Source organism: Candidatus Omnitrophota bacterium (assembly GCA_040755155.1).
GTDB lineage: Bacteria > Hinthialibacterota > Hinthialibacteria > Hinthialibacterales > Hinthialibacteraceae > JBFMBP01.
Genome location: JBFMBP010000084.1, coordinates 1 through 16,871, shown reverse-complemented (window position 1 = coordinate 16,871; position 16,871 = coordinate 1). Strand labels below are relative to the sequence as shown.

14 protein-coding genes are annotated in these 16,871 nt (G+C 50.1%); 7 read left to right on the top strand and 7 right to left on the bottom strand.

Annotation, left to right across the window (positions count from 1 at the left end; translation table 11 throughout):
- Positions 1 to 111 precede the first annotated feature (111 nt).
- Positions 112 to 1,518, top strand: coding sequence for a hypothetical protein (locus tag AB1656_11775; protein MEW6236058.1), 1,407 nt, complete (start codon positions 112 to 114; stop codon positions 1,516 to 1,518).
- Positions 1,519 to 1,813: 295 nt separating this feature from the next.
- Positions 1,814 to 2,470, top strand: a complete 657-nt coding sequence (locus AB1656_11770; protein MEW6236057.1) for an endonuclease III domain-containing protein — start codon at positions 1,814 to 1,816, stop codon at positions 2,468 to 2,470.
- A gap of 109 nt (positions 2,471 to 2,579) precedes the next feature.
- On the opposite strand, the gene AB1656_11765 is transcribed toward AB1656_11770, so the two are convergent.
- From AB1656_11765 to flgK, 5 genes are all read right to left on the bottom strand, one after another.
- A complete protein-coding gene (locus tag AB1656_11765) occupies positions 2,580 to 3,791 on the bottom strand; it encodes an SH3 domain-containing protein (protein ID MEW6236056.1) in 1,212 nt (403 codons plus the stop codon).
- Positions 3,792 to 4,179: 388 nt separating this feature from the next.
- Positions 4,180 to 4,545: a transposase gene (locus tag AB1656_11760; GenBank protein MEW6236055.1), complete on the bottom strand. Its 366-nt coding sequence runs from the start codon at positions 4,543 to 4,545 to the stop codon at positions 4,180 to 4,182.
- A 117-nt stretch (positions 4,546 to 4,662) separates the two neighbouring features.
- Positions 4,663 to 5,106, bottom strand: coding sequence for a hypothetical protein (locus AB1656_11755; protein ID MEW6236054.1), 444 nt, complete (start codon positions 5,104 to 5,106; stop codon positions 4,663 to 4,665).
- A gap of 669 nt (positions 5,107 to 5,775) precedes the next feature.
- Positions 5,776 to 8,511 (bottom strand): flagellar hook-associated protein FlgL, encoded by a 2,736-nt coding sequence (gene flgL / locus AB1656_11750; GenBank protein ID MEW6236053.1) that lies wholly within the window; start codon positions 8,509 to 8,511, stop codon positions 5,776 to 5,778.
- Positions 8,512 to 8,558: 47 nt separating this feature from the next.
- Entirely contained in the window at positions 8,559 to 11,579 is a 3,021-nt protein-coding gene (gene flgK / locus AB1656_11745; protein ID MEW6236052.1) for a flagellar hook-associated protein FlgK, read from the bottom strand.
- Positions 11,580 to 12,008: 429 nt separating this feature from the next.
- On the opposite strand from flgK, the gene AB1656_11740 reads away from it, so the two are divergent.
- The 5 genes from AB1656_11740 (at position 12,009) to AB1656_11720 (ending at position 15,801) form a co-directional block, all read left to right on the top strand.
- Positions 12,009 to 12,236 (top strand): hypothetical protein, encoded by a 228-nt coding sequence (locus AB1656_11740; protein MEW6236051.1) that lies wholly within the window; start codon positions 12,009 to 12,011, stop codon positions 12,234 to 12,236.
- 4 nt (positions 12,237 to 12,240) lie between these two features.
- Positions 12,241 to 12,660 carry a PIN domain-containing protein gene (locus AB1656_11735; GenBank protein MEW6236050.1) on the top strand — a complete coding sequence of 140 codons (420 nt, stop codon included), beginning with the start codon at positions 12,241 to 12,243 and terminating at the stop codon, positions 12,658 to 12,660.
- Between the two features lie 19 nt (positions 12,661 to 12,679).
- A complete protein-coding gene (locus AB1656_11730) occupies positions 12,680 to 13,459 on the top strand; it encodes a sulfite exporter TauE/SafE family protein (GenBank protein ID MEW6236049.1) in 780 nt (259 codons plus the stop codon).
- A 7-nt stretch (positions 13,460 to 13,466) separates the two neighbouring features.
- Positions 13,467 to 14,246, top strand: a complete 780-nt coding sequence (locus tag AB1656_11725) for a TatD family hydrolase (GenBank protein ID MEW6236048.1) — start codon at positions 13,467 to 13,469, stop codon at positions 14,244 to 14,246.
- Positions 14,247 to 14,616: 370 nt separating this feature from the next.
- On the top strand, positions 14,617 to 15,801 hold the full coding sequence (locus tag AB1656_11720) for a PhoH family protein (GenBank protein MEW6236047.1): 1,185 nt from the start codon (positions 14,617 to 14,619) through the stop codon (positions 15,799 to 15,801).
- A 277-nt stretch (positions 15,802 to 16,078) separates the two neighbouring features.
- On the opposite strand, the gene AB1656_11715 is transcribed toward AB1656_11720, so the two are convergent.
- Positions 16,079 to 16,426 (bottom strand): hypothetical protein, encoded by a 348-nt coding sequence (locus AB1656_11715; GenBank protein ID MEW6236046.1) that lies wholly within the window; start codon positions 16,424 to 16,426, stop codon positions 16,079 to 16,081.
- A 153-nt stretch (positions 16,427 to 16,579) separates the two neighbouring features.
- Positions 16,580 to 16,871: hypothetical protein (locus tag AB1656_11710; protein MEW6236045.1), on the bottom strand; the 292-nt coding region annotated here is incomplete at its 5' end.

The window sequence follows — 16,871 nt, the reverse complement described above, 5'->3', positions numbered from 1 at the left end:
ATATTGTTATTCATCTCAAAATCCTGTATCTTTGAAGAGCGGGAGGTCGAGAGGCGAATTGAGACGTTTATTTAACTATTTTTTTAATATTGTTGGAGGAGAATAATGAGAATGAGTAAGATCGCCGTTACGATGGGTTTATCTCTGGGAATCCTGTTGGCTCAAAGTCCAGGAGATGCGGCTTCATGGGCGCTATCCGGGGATGAAATGATGAAGAAGATGCAGGAACAGATCGAGAACCTGCAAAAAAGACTGACCGACGTAGAAAAGCGCAATGCGGAATTGGAAAAACGTTTGAGCGAGCAAGCGGCGCCGGCCGCTCCGCCCGCCAAACCGGCGGAAGAGATAAAATCCATCCCTGCGAAAGCGGAAAAACCATCCATTACGGCCAAATACGGCGTCGATCTTTATGGCTATATCAAATTTGACGCAGCCTACGATACGCAGCGGACCAGCCTGGGAAATTATGCGCGATGGGTGGAATCGGGAGCTGCGGGCGGAGACGACGATCAATTTACGGCAACAGCCAATCAGACGCGCTTTGGGCTAAACTTTACTGGTCCGGATTATGGAAACATGAAAACCACCGGAAAAATGGAAGTGGATTTTTACGGCGGGGGAAGCGAAAACAAGGCGAATCCCATGATGCGTCACGCCTATGTGCAACTCGATTGGCCGGATTACGATCTCAGCGTTTTAGCCGGTCAGACCAGCGACGTAATCTCTCCTCTGGTTCCGACAACCGTGAATTACGCCGTTGGCTGGTGGGTGGGCGATTTAGGATACCGGCGTCCGCAACTGCGCGTTACCAAGAATTTTGACCCAACGGACAACTCCAAATTGATGTTCCAGGGAGCCTTGTCTCGCACGATCGGCGAAGGATGGGGTCTTCCGGCCAGCGCCAGCTATCTCGACAATGGCTCCGATTCCGGATTTCCGACGCTCCAAGGCCGCGTAGCCTATGCCTTCCCCCTATTGACGGATAAACCGTCGATTATCGGCGTTTCCGGCCATTGGGGGCAGGAAGAGTATGATGGTGGAACGTTTACCGGCATTGCTTACGGAGCGAGGGATTTCAATACCTGGTCAGCGAATCTCGATGTTACCCTGCCGTTGTTGGATAAATTGAAATTGATGAGCGAATTGTGGTTTGGAGAGAACCTGGACGCCTATTTAGGCGGGATCGCGCAGGGATTGCGCGGGATCGACGTCGACGGCAACAACTCGATCGACGCTCCCGGCGAAGGCATCCGCGCTTTAGGCGGCTGGGCGGCGCTTGGTTTGGGGCCGTGGAACCAATGGTCCTTCAATGTGGGCGCCTCCATCGACGATCCCGAGGAGGACGATTTGAACGCGGGCGGACGTTCGCAGAATTATTCGATCTTCGGCAACGCCTTCTATGAAATCAACGAGGCGATATTGTTGGGATTGGAACTTTCCTATTGGGATACGGATTATCAAGATCGAGAGGATGAAGACAGCGTACGCGTGCAGACGACGTTGATTTATAGATTTTAGCCGGCGTGCGATTGGAAAGTTGAAAAATCCCCGTTTTCCGTGGAAGACGGGGATTTTTTTAAAGATGGAGCCTCATACAAAATTCATTTATTCCTCCCCCAAACTTGGGGGAGGTCAGGAGGGGGTTGACGTAAGTCCATTAAAATCAACCCCCCTCTAACTCCCCCCAAGTTTGGGGGGAGAATTTAAAGACTGATTTCATTAATTTTGCATGAGCCTCGATGATTAATCGATAGCTGCTTCGCCGCTTACAGCTCTCCCAATCCTGCATTTTTTACGTTACGATTTTTGGATTATGCCTGTCGATTTCATGCAAATCTATCATGTTCTTCGCAAGCATTTCGGTCATCGGGACTGGTGGCCGGGAGAGACGCGCATGGAAATTATTATCGGCGCGATTCTCACTCAGAACACGGCGTGGAAAAATGTGGAAAAGGCTATTGCGAACCTGAAGAAAGAAGGCGCGTTAACTTATCATGGACTCAGCCAGATATCCGAATCGCGTCTGGCGGAGTTGATCCGCTCTTCCGGCTATTTCAACCAGAAAGCGAAAAAGTTGAAAGCCTTTCTTCATTTTTTGCAAAAGGGATATCAAGGCAGCCTGGCGAAGATGTTTCGGGAAGAGACGTTGGAATTGCGCCGGAAACTATTGGAAATCAAAGGCGTGGGGCCGGAGACGGCGGATTCGATTCTCCTCTATGCGGGCGGCCATCTCTCGTTTGTGGTCGATCTTTATTCCTACCGCGTCGCCGCACGCCACGGATGGATTCCCGAAGAGATCGATTATCATGGGTTGAGGGATTTCTTTACGGACAATCTTCCCGCCGATCGGGAACTTTATAAAGATTTCCATGCGCAGTTGGTCGCTGTAGGCAATGGTTTTTGCCGTAAGACGCCCAAATGCGAGGAGTGCCCTTTGCGTTCGTTTTTACCGGGAGGCGATCCTTTGTGAGTACGGAGAGCGGCGGGTTGCTCTTCGCTTTGTATTCACCCTGCGCTGCTCGCGAAAAAATCAAAGGCAGGCTTCGCCTTGCTTTTGCCACCCAGACTTTGTAATTGGTTTATTCCACCTCGATAATTGTGCCCCGCGCCGGCCCTTCTTGCACCGTGAGAGCGAAAGCCAATGTGGGAACGTCAGGCAGAGTTAGGCTATATTGCCAAGCATCCATCGTCCGCTCGCCCAGCATCGTCAAGATATCCCCGCCAACGTACCGTAGAGACAATTCTTCGGGAAGGCCGATGTTGAGGATATCGCCGGAGTTGACCAATCGCTCTCGTAGGAGAATCGCTTCGCTGGAGTAGAGCGTCCCATCTCGATCGAGTAAGGAGCGGTCTTTGTGGAAAACGATGACTTTCGCAATGCCGTTTCGCGTCAACATGGGATCGCGCGCGGTCAGGCTCAACTTGGCGAGTCCGCCCGCCAAGGGCGTCTTTTGTAAAAGGATGGGCATTCCCACGGCGCTGTTTTTCGCCAATTTCATGGGCGGACGATAGAGATTGGGCTGCAGGAGCGGAATTAAATATTGCTTGTTACACCAACCCGCCACGCAATGTTTTTCGTCTTCCCGGTAAAGCACATTATACCACTCATCGCGTTCTTCCATCTTAACGACGACGGCGCCCCGTTGCAGCCGGGCCAGCGAACGGTAAACCTCTCCAGGCGCCTCACGGATATTGAGTTGATCGGCGGCGGCTAAGCAAGGCGTGTTTTCCATCGGGCGGATAAAATTCTGGTGGATCCAGCCTTCCGTTCCCTCTAACGTGGAAGCGTGCAGCCATTCTCTGGAAAATTCGATTTCGATCAGGATGGTTTGTCCTGACAACATGGAAATAACCGGATATTCCAGGCTTGGCCCTTTGCGGAAGCTGATTCCCGTACTTGTAACTTGATAGGCTTTGCCGCGCGGCAGAACTACGGGAAGCAGCGGCGCGGGATTGGAGTCTACCGGTCCCGGTGGAATCGTCGTTGTGGATGTAACGCTTTGAATGTTGGAGGGAATGGCTGTCTCTGTAGCGCTTAGGATTGTCCCTCCGATCCCGGCGGGCTTTTCGCCGACTTTCCGTTGTACGCCGTTTTGGACGATATAGAGGATATATGAACTCGGAATTTCCACAGGCATGCCGCGTATGTCGATTACGACTTTCTCTGCATTCTCCGAGAGGATGGTTCCAACCGCTTGATCTCCATTGCTGAGCATCAATGTATCGGCGGACGCCGAGGACGAGATGGTAAGGCTAGCCAGGACGAGTAGAATCCAGAACGCAGGTTTCATGGGACTACCTCTTATAATATTCCAATCGCGCACTACGCTAACGCATGGCTTGCAGGAACGGCAACGTAGGGGGAAAAAACGAATCGATTTCTATATATCTAATATAGTATTAGATGTTTGGAAAATAAAAACCCATGACAGGCTTTTTTTCGACGGATTCAATGAAATTCCCTGCGAGGGGAATCGGCGGCATAAGCGCTAACCTTGTTACATACCGACCAAATCATGTATTTGGTAATTCCTTTTTCGTGGCGGCTCTGCCAGGTTTCTGGCGATTGTAGGCCATCGGTTTAAGCAATTCGCCATATTAAGCGGTGGATTGACAGCTTGCCGTATAAGATGCAACGCAAAAGAGAGTTCGCGCCATATGGAATATTCGCAATTGTCTTCATCGTTGCCAAGGGTATCCCCAAGGGGAAAAAAAATGTCCTTCATCCACGATAGCTTGGGCAAGACAGGATACGAGCAATTTCCCGTGAAGCCATGTTTTGGCGGATTCATCGTCTTCTTTTGGCAGGTGTCCCAATCCCATGATGAATTTCAACCGTTTAAAAGCCAGTTCGATCTGCCAGCGTACACAATATAATTCGAGGACTTGCCGCATGGAAACAGATTCTGGCAGCGATGTAGCTAAAATAATATAACGGTGCAGAGCGAGAATTTCGGGATCGAGACTACGCTGTTTTTGCTCAACTCTTTCTTGGCCCGGCGAATGCTTTGTTCGGCGGCATCTTCGCTCAAACGCAGGGCGCAGACGCGCAACGGAAAATCCGGCTTACCTTTCGCCTGGGCCGCCTGAGGCCAATTTCCCGCCTCGCCTATGAACAATTTCTCCACTATCTGCGCCAATGACTCGGGTTCGCCTCTTCTATCACTTAACTGGAAGGCTTTTTTTCAAACGCGACAGAAAGTGGCCGCCGCGGCTAGTCGCATGACGAAATCCCTTGAGGCGTCCGTAGGAGCGATCGCCAAGCATTAGGTCTCCAGGCAATATCTTGAAGCGCACAAAACTTTCGCCCGCCTGAGGCCTTGTCACATAGAATTCATCGCACCGAAGGCCGAATAAGTCGAAACTGAAGTGAATTCGCCAATCCGTTCCCGTACTTCCGGGTTCGCAGATCACGCTTGCGTCGACAACGCGAACGCGGTAATCCTTCAACCACGAAGGCTCTTCAAGCATGGGGGGGCGGATTTTGAGCATTTCCACAGCCATCCAGCGCAGCCATTCACTGGCAGCTCGCAGGCGCTTTAAGAATGCGACATCGGAAATCGAAGCGAGCCCGCCTTGTTGGGCGCGAACTACAGACTCGCGCAAGGAGCAGCCATCCGCCAAATGAATCAGGAGCAACCGTAAAAGGGATTCCGTTGAAGGAATCGAACGAGGTTTGCGTTGCCAAGCGCCTAATTGTCGAGTCCTTTCCTCCCAGCCCTCTGGGAGAAAACACTTTAAACATTGCCAATTCTCAGTCCAAACGTTGTCCATGGAATGAGTCTATAACATCCGGTCGGATATGCCCATCTCACTCTTCCGGACAGCAAAGGGTATCCAACATTTTCTTTTTTGAAAGCAAAAAGACCAGACGCGCCAATTATTGTAGTCCATGAATTCAATGATCCCGATTTACGGGAATTAGTAATTAAAAATGGAGCGAGTGATTATATCGTTTTAGATGAAACGGATGGGTGGCCATTAACCCAATCCATTGATCATATTCTCAATCATATAAATTAATCGCAATGAAAGGATCGAATCATGATTGCGCTTAGAGAAATTCAACCTGTAAATTATGTGCAAAGGTTTTGTATAATACACGCAGATTCTCTTACGCATTCCTTGAGGAAATTATATCTTAATATACTCGTTTGTCAAGACTTACGAATATATCAGCAAACCCCAATTATAAATAGAAAAGAGGGAATTCGAGAGAGATTGCGAGAGATAAGAGAAGGATGACGATTTCTCAATTCTTTCGAAATAAAACAATCACCCCAAAAAATCGAGCAGCGATTGCTGAATCACCTTAGCGGCGGCTTGCAGCGAAGCGTTGAAGGCGTTTTGGGCGAGCGTGTAATCGGAAACGGTTTGAGCGAAATCCGCGTCTTCAATAGAGGAGAGTTGCTGGCGCAGGAAATCCTCGCCTTCCTGCCAGCGGGATTCGGCGGAATCGAGGCGGTTGATTCGTCCGCCGAGGGTGGTGCGTTTGTCGAGAATCTGGTTGAGATCGATATCCAAATCCGCCAGCGCCTGCGTTACGCCATCGGTATCGTCGTTGCGCAAAGCCTGTTCCAGATTCTTGACGCTGAGAAAGACGTTCTTCTCGATCGTTTCCTTAACCGTCCCGTTTCCTTCTACGCCCAAAATTGAGGCGGTGTTTTGCTTGCTTTCATAGGGAGTCAGCGGATTGACTTCCGATTCGAGGGTGTAGGAATATTTATCGATGCCTATCAGCGCCGTGAAGCGCGTGGCGGCGTCCGTTCCAGTCGTATCTTTTCCCGAGTCGATAAAAATCGTTTGGCCGTTGTAATGGCTCACGATATTCAAAACGCCGCCCGTTAGGTTGGCGGAGATAGCGCCGCCTCCGGGGCCGGATTGGCCGTCCGCTTCGTCGATTTTTTTGACGATATCGGCCATCGTATCGGTTTTCGAGATTGAGATGGAATAAGTATCCATGGTTGCGCCGGAACCGTCGCGCAATTCGATTTGAAATGCGCCTTCCGACGCCGCAGGATAATTGCCGGCGACGGTCTGATTGGCTAGTACAGCTTGATCGGATTGGATTCGCTTGGGCGCCGGGGGAGAAAAGAGGCCGAGATCGCGGGCCGTTGTGCCTTCGCCTACGTCGACGATGCTGAGTTCTTCGGAATTGCCGACAGCGGATTCGACGTTGATGCCGGTTCCCGATTCGTTGATTTCGGCGCGGACGCCCGCTTTCGATTCGTTGATGGCGCGAATCACATCGCCAATCGTTTCCGCCTCCCGCAAATCGACGGAAGTCGTCGTCCCGTTATTTTGGATGGAAATGAATCCCTTATTGGCGGCGGGCGGCAATCCGGCGGGCATGGGATCGGCGCGGCGTACGCCAAGACTGCCGCCTTCCGTTTCATCGACCAATGCTCCGGGCAGATCGTCGAGTTTGGTATTTTCCGTAAGTTTATCCGTTTGGCTAATCGCCGCCTCGCCCGTCACTGCATCAATGGCGACATCGGTCGTGATGTCGCGTCCGAACAACTTACGCACGTTTTCGACTTTAAAAACATCCGTGCTGTTGACCGCCGTAACGCCGATGCCGGTTCCCGTGGAATTGATATACGCCGTAGCGCGGCCTTTTAGACTGGGGTGATTGTTAATCAATTCGAGCAAATCGCCGAGCGACGAGCCGGGAACGTCGTCCGCATTGCCTTCTACGCCGTCGAAATCCCGCCCCTGTGTTAAAGAACGCAGATCGATATCTACGACTTCGCCGTCGATCGTAATGCGGACAGCTTCCAGGCGATCGATGAATTGGGGATCGCCGTTCGCTTTAAAAGCTTCATTGCCGTCGGCATCCATATCGGTAATCGCCATGTTGTCTCCAAAAGGCGATGCGGCGTTATCGGACGGGCCGGTATTAGCCGCCGCAAAAAGGAAGGCGCTATTGTTTAACGTTACGTGAGAACGAGCGGGAGCGGGAGAGGCCGTTCCATCCGTTAACGGCGATGCGGCGGGATAACCCGACGCCAGATTGCGGTATCCATCCACTCTCTTGTACATTCCCAAAGCGCCAAGGAGATTGGCCCCAAAGGGCGGATCCGCCTCAAAGCCGATCGGATGGCCGCCGTCGCGCAAATCCAAGGCGTCCGTCCTTTTGGAAGTGATGACGAGTTGATTGTCGGAGTTGATCGACGCTACGGCTTCGGAGGTCGAGGCGTTGATGCGGTCGCGCACGTCTTGCAATGAATCCACGCTAAGGTCGACTTTGATTTCCACGTCGTGAATATAGAAACTGGCGTAATTGTTCGGCTTCGACGTAGGCGAATTGTCCGGATTGGCCGATCTCGTTAAATTCGTTCCCGATGGACTGTCGGGGCTGGGGGGGAGATTGGGGAAATTGGGATTGGCCAACCGCAGCTGCTCCGCCAGTGGAGCGGACGCATCGGCGATGCTTACGGAAGCGGTGATTTGATTGGGCGTATGCAAGAACGTATCGAAGCCGGTCAGGTTGGTCGTTACTTTGGCGCCTTGGCTGAGAGAGACGTCCCGCATAAAATCGTCCCCTTTATAAACCACCATTCCATTTTCCACTACGAAGGCTTGGGCGTTGGTCTTTCCGCCGCTGAAAATATATTGGCCGTTGAAGTTGGCGTTGGCTAAATCCAATATTTGACCATTGAGTTCAGAAATTTGATTGGCTATGGCCAGCCGGGCGTCGGGATCGGCGTCGTTTCCGCCTTGCACCGCCAAAGTGCGGATCGTTTGCAATACGTCAGTAAGGCTGTCCATCGTTGTTTCGGTCAATTCGAGGTTCGTGCGCGCTCCCTGAATATTGCTCATATAGCTGCGCCCTTGCTGGATGGTCGAACGCAGATTCAAAGCGGAAGGGAAATCGACGGGATCATCGGCGGGACGATTGATGCGGCGTCCCGTAGAGAGTTGTTCCTGCAATTGAGAGACCCGCAAAATATTGGTTTGCAGGTTGTATAAAATCCTCTCGCTGAGAAAATTTTGGCTTATGCGAACCATGGACGCATCCTTACGCTAGACGGCGCGGCTGAATCGGCGATCGCCGGTCAGGGGCCGAGTTGGCTGACGATTAAATCCAACAGAGTATTGACGGTCGTTATCACCCGCGCCGACGCCTGATAGGCTTGCTGGTATCGGATCAAATTCACCGATTCTTCGTCGAGCGATACGCCCGAATCTTGTTCCCGCAAGCCTTTCAATTCGCTGAGTATTTTTTCGTTCGTTTGGAAGAACTGAGTCGCCCGGCTGCCTTCCATGCCCAATTGCGAAATCATGGAACGATAGGACTCGGCCAAAGATTTCCCGCCTATCACCCCTTCGTTTTCCAAATCGGCGATAGCCAACGCCGCTTCATTGTTGCCGGCGGAGCCGTCGGAGGAGACCGCCAGCAGGTTGACGTTCTCTACGATCGCGTCATTGACCCGCATAGACTGGCCGTCCGATCCGAAGAAGAGCGCGTTGATTCCCGCCGCCGCCAGAACATGGCTGGAATCGGCGCCGAAGGCGATGCGTTCGCTCGTCGAAGTATAAATCTGAAAATCCGTCGTCTCGTTCATCTTCGCCCGTACCAAACCGCCGATATTATCGCCTATAGCGATAGGATATTCGGCGCCGCTGATGGGATTGTCGAGGGTTTGAGCCAGAACGGGGCCATCGGTAAATCCCAGCGCCGATAGGACTAAACTATCGTCGCTGCGGAAGGTGAATTCGAATCCGCGGGCGGCATCGATTTGAATGCGATTCAAGGAAGGATTTTGAGGATCGACGGCGATCGAAGCAACGACGGGCGCGCCCGCCGTCCCCGCCGCCTGGTTAATGTTATCGACGATATCCTGCAACGACATGACGCCGCCGACAACGGAAGGATCGGCTTGAATAGGGACTTCGAAAATACTCGTCACCATTCCCGTTTCGTTGGCGACGACGACCTCGAAACTTCCATCCGTAAACGGTTGATCCCCTATTTTTCCGAAACCGTCAATATCCTGGAATCCCAACGCATCAATCAGGCCGGTCGTATCGTTTTGGAAAAAGAAAGAGCGATAGTTGGAGGAATTGATAACGAGTTCTCCGCCATCGACCGTTACGTCCAGATTGGCGTCCGCCTGGCTGATCGCCTGCGCCAAGTCGTTCATTGTGTTAATGGCCGAATTGGAGATTGTTATAGTTGTGACCGTTGGCGTATTGTTATTATCCAAAACGACCAGTTCGAAGCTGCCATCGGAGATGACGCTGGGAGGCGGACCGGGAAAAGCGGGCGAGAAACTGGGATTTCCCGCACCCAAAAAAGTGTCTGCCGGATCTCCTTGAAACGTTCCGGCGGCTCGTTCGGCGTTGCCGCCGATCAAGGGAACCGTGGGATCGGTCATCGGGAATTCGAAAGCGCGAAATATTCCCGAATCGTCATTTTGAATGGAAAACGTTTCCTTGTTATTGACGGTCTGCAACTTTAAAACGCTAACGTTGGGATCGTCTTCGCTGGGAACCAAATTGGCGCGCACGCGGCCTCCGGCGGCGGTTTGAATTTTCGTCGCCAAGCTTTCCAAAGTATCGGCGTTAGTAAAGGTTACGGTAAAAGGTTGTACGCCTTCGGCGGCGGCGTCGGAGTCCACTTCCCTACCGGCGCTATCCCGGATGTGAATCTCGAGAGAAAAGTTTCCCTGTTGTTCGGAGATCGGATAACCTATCGAACTGCTTAAAAGACCTAAGCCTACATTCAATTCCGTACTCTTCGCTCCTTGCTGGGCTGTAACTTCGGAGACGTAGACCGGATTGAAACTCAAAGCGGATTGCGCTTTCGCCACGATGCCGTCGCTGCGATCGATGCGCTCCACCAGTTCGGTCAATGTATCGTCCAAACCTACTTTGACTTCATATTCGTCTTTGATTTCATCATCGGCGCCGGAGACGCGGATGGAGAACGATCCTTCTTGAATGGCATAGGGATAATCGCCGAGGGGCGCGTCTTTAGGCAAACTGGGATGATTGAAGATCTCATCCAGCGTTAGTTTCGACGAAGGACTCTCGGCGCCCTCGGGGATCGCGAAATGGCTTCTTAACGAGGAGTATCCTTCCAGCCCGGCTGCGCCGCTGTGGATTTTATTCACTTCATTAATGATCCCTCGCGCCAGTTCGTCGATATCTTGCTGCAGGAAGGGAACGATGCGGTCGCGGGCGTCGAGAACGCCGCCTAGTTCGCCTTTGCGAATCTTATCATCCAAGGTATACAAGCCATTTTCGCCCACACGGATGCTGACAATATTCACGCCATTCGCTTTTTCTACAACCTCGAGTTTCAGTTCTTTGGTTTGTACGCCATCGACGATGCGCTGTCCCCCCACGGCCACGCTTACCGCGCCATTCTCGTCTTCCGACGTCGTGATGGGAATCATTTCCGACATTTGCGACAACAGCAAATCCCGGCGGTCGCGCAAATCGTTGGCTTTGACATTCTCCTTGCTTTCCGTGAGAACGATGTTGTGATTGAGTTGCGCGATTTCATCGCTCATGCGGTTAAGGTCTTCCACCATCAACGATACGCGATCGTTCAAATCGCTGCGCAGCGTATTGAGCTGTTCCGAGATGGTATTGATCGTATCCGCCAAGGAGATGGCGCTTTCGATAGCCGCCGTCCGCAGTTCGGGCGCTTCCGGCGTTAGAGAAAGTTCATGGAAGGCTTGGAAAAAGCGCGAGAGAAGGTTATTCAAACCCCCGGTAGAGGATTGATCCGCCGTATCCGTAATGGAGGCAAGAGGATCGCTGAGTATGCCTTCGATGCGGAGAATCGTGTTTTCCAACTCCTCATTGTAAGAGACGTCGCTTTGCGCGCTGCGGATTTGCCCTTCCAAAAACAAATCCCGAATTCTCTCGATGGTAACGACTTCCACTCCTTGCCCGTATGCGCCTTGAGGCGTTACAAGAGGATTCGAGGCCTGCTGAACCACCCGCTGCCGCGAATAGCCATCGGTATTGGCATTGGTTATATTCTGTCCCGTAGCATCCAGTCCGGCTTGGGCGGAGAAGATTCCCTGAGTGCCTATATTGAGTATCCCGAAAAGCGATACCATAGCGTTTCACCGGTTGATGCAGCCGTTTTCGTTCTGGAAATGCTTTTAACTAGGCAAATATTTCCGGTCTTATGGCTTGCTATAACTCGTCTCGAAGTAGTAATGCAACCGGTGTGCCTAATTATTTTCAGAAAACCGTTTTGCCTGGCGGTTTCGATAAGCCTAAGAAGAAATTCCTAGGGTTTCGGCTTCTTCCATTTCAAGGTACAATAATCAGGAAACATATAGATGCATCCAAACATCATTTTCTCGTTCATCCCCATCCGGCTTAGCGGGAAATTCGCATCCTTCCTCTTCGAATAAGCCTGGTCATTCTTGAGCCGGGATAAAGGGAATGTTTTATCGCATCGATCATTGCCTTCCAAAAACGAATACAATATGCTTATTCTGACGCAACAATTGATCAAAGGAGTCAAAAGGAGAGGCGCTATGAGTCTCACAGCGGAAGTTACAGAACAAGGAGTTCTGCGCGTGAAATCGCCTGCGCTCAAGCCAGGGGATATCGTTATCTTGGAAACTAGCGAAGCGGGAATTCACAATACTGAAAAAGGCCATTGGTCGGCGATAGAGAAAGCGTTTGAGGAATTCGATAAACTTGATTTTCCCCGCCTCACTCACGAGGAGATCATCCGCGACCTCCATGAAGCGAGAGGATGAATGGATGAAATACGCATATCTTGACTCCTCCATTTGGATCGCTTGCGCTGAAGGGATTCCAGTTTATCGAGATATTGTGCAAATAGAATTGAAATCATTGGGGGACAATGGGTGGCAATTATGCTTTTCCGATTTAGTAATCCTTGAAGTATTGCTTAAACCTTATCGAATGAACCGGAATGACATTATTATCCGCTACAATAAAGTCTTCTCGGAAGCCATTCGATTTACTGCGTTCGATACGGTGTTCATTGACGCGCTGCTTTGCGCTCAACGAGATAACCTTAAAGCCATTGATGCAACCCATATCGCTTTCGCCGTTAAATATGGATGCGAACTATTCGTGACCACGGATCCAGATTTTCGCACCCTTCAAAGTCTACCTCTCCACTTTATCGACTTGAGTCAAATAGCCATTAAGTAAGTCTTTATCCGAGACGAATATGGAATTTTATCTTTTAGCCCCCTTAGCTGTCATATTAGTGGGAATCGCCAAAGCAGGCTTCGGCGGAGGGGTGGGAATCGCGGCGGTTCCCATTCTTATCTTCGCCATGAATGGCGACGAAAAAGCGGCCATCGCCGTTATGCTGCCGATCTTATGCTCCTGCGATCTCTTCGCACTGTATCATTACCGTTCCACTTTCGATAAAAAGAACCTCATTTATCTGCTGCCCGGCGTCGTAATCGGCATTTCTCTCGGAAGTTTGATCCTCTGGAAAACCCAAGGACAAGAAGGAGGCGTAGACCTGAAATTCTGGATCGGCGTCCTTACCTTGTTGTATGTGGTTTATGAAATGGGAAAATTTTGGATCATGAAAGAACTGAAAGACTACCATCCGCAAGGGTGGCATGGCTGGATTTTCGGAACCGGCATCGGCTTGACCTCCAGCTTGGCCCACGCCGCCGGTCCGGTAGCTACGATGTATCTCCTACCGCAAAATATGGGCCGCCGGTTGTTTGTCGGAACCACAGTGATTCTCTTCACTATCGTCAACGGTTTGAAATTAATCCCCTATTTCTATCTCCATTTGATTAACCTCGACCGTTTTTCGACGAGTGCGTTTTTATTGCCCTTCGTCCCCGTGGGCGTTTTTTTGGGCGTATGGATGAATAAGAAAATGAACGAGAAGGTTTTTCTCGGTATTATCTATACGCTTCTATTCGTTTTAGGCGTCAAATTGACGACGGGATTCGATCCGATCGAATATCTAATGCTTCGATAATAGCCCCATGAATGAAATCCGATTTTTCGACAGCCATCACCACTTGAACGATCCCATTTTAATGGGCAGAGAAGAAAGCGTGTGGCTGGAAGCGGTTCAAGCCGGCGTTGCGCGCGGCGCCGTCGTGGGCTACGATCTCGAAAGCAGCCGCCGCGCCGTCGAACAAGCGCAACGCTATCCCGGTTTATATGCCGCTGTGGGCGTCTCGCCTCATGCGGCGGCGAAGGCTGCGAATGGTTACATCGAAGAGCTGCGGACCTTGGCAGCTCATCCCAAGGTCTGCGCCATTGGCGAAGCGGGATTGGAATACCACTACCCCTCGGGACCGAAAGAGATGCAAATCGAACGCTTCTGCGAGCAGTCGCGATTGGCCAATGAATTGGGAAAAATTCTTATCGTTCATCTGCGGGAAGCTGACGAAGATTTTCTGCGGATTCTGGAAAGCGATCCCCCCGCCGCCGCTATCCTGCATTGCTTCACCGCCTCGCAAACCGTTATGGAAAAGGCGGCGGCGTTAGGCTATTTCATCTCCTTTTCCGGCATTCTCACTTTCAAGAACGCCAAGGAAATGCAACGGATCGCCAGTCTCGTTCCGGAAGAGAACTTACTCATCGAAACCGACGCCCCATATCTCGCCCCGATTCCTTATCGAGGAGGGACATGCGAACCCAAAATGCTGGTGGAAACGGCGAAGAAACTGGCGGAACTGCGAGGAGTAACCTTGGAGAATATCGGCGCATTAACGTTCCAGAATGCCTGCCGGGCGTTCAGCGTCGATTCTTTTTGATTTTATCCATCCCCATTTCGATGAAATCATGTCGAAATGGATGCCAGGAGGCATCCGCTAGGATTTCCCTCCCTTTCCCATCATGAACGTAACCTATTCATTTTTCAATAGTACGGGAAATAGATCCGGCTTAATGGAAATTAAATAAAGTAATTTATTGACTTATATGATGTTATATCATAGAATTTTACCATACCTATAATTCAATGCGAAATTTGCGTCCTGTTTATGATATTGAAACCACTCTCTTTCGTCGATCGGGCTATCTCAAACAGCGGGGTAATCCCCTCCTTGAATAAAGCCCCTGAAAAAATGAATCCTAATAATCATTCGCCAGGAATCGCGAACGATTCCTGGGCCGGAGGCATTTATGCAGAAAAATTTCGTTGTCGATACGAGCGTATTGCTGGACAATCCTAAATGCTTTGAAATTTTGCGCAACGGAACGGAAAACAATATTTATTTGCCTTATACCGTCATTCTCGAATTGGACAGCCTCAAGAAAGACAAGCGGTTGGCGCCCATCGTTTCGCGGGTTATAGATGAGATTGAAGGCGGCGATTATATTCGGATCATCGGCGCCGAATTTTCCAAACATCCCAACGGCGATTTGCGAATTTTGGAAGACATCAAACATTCGGGAATCCCAAATCCCATACTGGTAACCAACGACAAATTGTTCCGCGTCTTATGCAAATACCACCAAATCGCCAGCGAACCGTTCGAAGGCTCCATCCCCTTTCAATCCGAATCGCAGTTATATACTGGATTCGAACCGGGAAACAATGGCTTTATTCCCAATTCTTTTTCCTGGGAAAACGGCAAGCCGCTTCTCCATATTTCGCCGTCGGAAAGCAAAATCATCGATTACGAACACAAGGTATGGAATGTCAAGCCGTTGAACGTCTATCAGAATCTGGCCTTTGAACTGATGCTATCCCCCCACATCCATCTGGTAACCATTCAATCCAAGGCCGGATACGGCAAATCGTATATTTCTTTAGCCGCCGCCATGCAGGAAGTGATTCAGGACAAGAAATACGAAAAAATATACCTCATCAAACCGACTATCGAAGTGGGCGACAGTCTCGGCTTTCTTCCCGGCGACGTGGAAGACAAGGTCGATCCATATGTACGGTATCTTCGCAGTTTGATCTACAAATTGCATTTGCAACGGAAGAGCAAATGCAGCCGCGTATTCACGGACGACTCAACGCCGCAAAAATTAAAACTCAATCCCGAATTCTTCGAAATTCTGCCTATCGCCTATATCCGCGGCATGAACATCGAAAATGCGTTCGTGATCGTCGACGAGACGCAAAACCTTTCGCGGGTGGAAGTGCGCAGCCTCCTGACCCGTATGAGCCACGGTTCCAAATGCGTATGTTTAGGCGATGTGGAACAGATCGACAACCGGTATTTGAATAAATTCAATAATGGATTGAATTGGATCGTGAAAACCTGCATAGGCGAATCGAATTACGGCCACATTGTGCTGAAAGGAGAGCGCAGCCGAGGTCCCATTTGCGATATCGTTATCCGCAAAGGATTGTGACTCATATTATGCACGAAGGCCATTTTTCAATTAATTTGCTGTTTCCCCAATCCCTCTACCAAGATTGAGAGTGGTTATGTGAGGGCTGATAAGATTAAACTTACCCCCCCTCACCCTACCCCTCTCTCCCAAAGGGCTGATCTTTACCCACAAGTCGTGGGGATTACTCAAGGGCAAAAAATAACCTTGCCCTTGCCACCCCCGAAACGCCTGCTTGGCGTTCTGAATAAATCTTTACTTTTCTCGCTAAATCTTATACATCTAGAAAAATAATTAATCATAACATTTCTGCATAAACCCTATCTCCCATTATTCCGAACTCAATATCACAAGGTAATGGATTCATTCCAGCTTGAGCTAGCGCTACTGTTGATATTGCCCATTCAGTTAAACTTAGCGGGCACCTATGAAGCACTTGTTTCCCATCGATATTTTTAATTAAACAGGTAGGCAATATACACCTGCCAATCTCCTTTTCAATCGCTGGAATACTTAATTTGTAGCATTCCTGTTTTGAAGTTAAAGCAAAACCTACTTTTAACACATGATATATTTTACTATCTACCGGTGGTACGCTGATTTCGGGTAATTCCAACCATTCTTCTGCGCTTGTAGGTACATTCATTTTACCCTCGATATTCATAAATATTGAATATTTATAACGTTGTTTATAATTATCATCACCAATGACCAGATGGAAGATTAGACATTCTTCCCTTTCTTTGTACTCACAAGGATTATCCTAGAATAAAACGACTATTGCTGGTCATTTACCGATTCAATCTTCCACAGCGATGAATTGGGAGGCGAATTGAGAAATTTGTTCTTCGGCGGCATCGCGGAGGGAATTGTAAAGTTCCTCGTCAATTTTGGCGATTTTCAAGGCGTAGCTGCTGGCGGGATGCTTCATTTGCTCCAATTGAACGCCATAGCCGAGTTCCAACACGATCGCATCCGCAAGGTTGACGATAGCCGTAAGAATGGACTTGTTCTTAGAGGCTTCCGGAGTGTGATGGAAGCGAATGGCGTGAACGAGCTCGTCGGGAAAATTCCATTTGTTCGCTAACGCC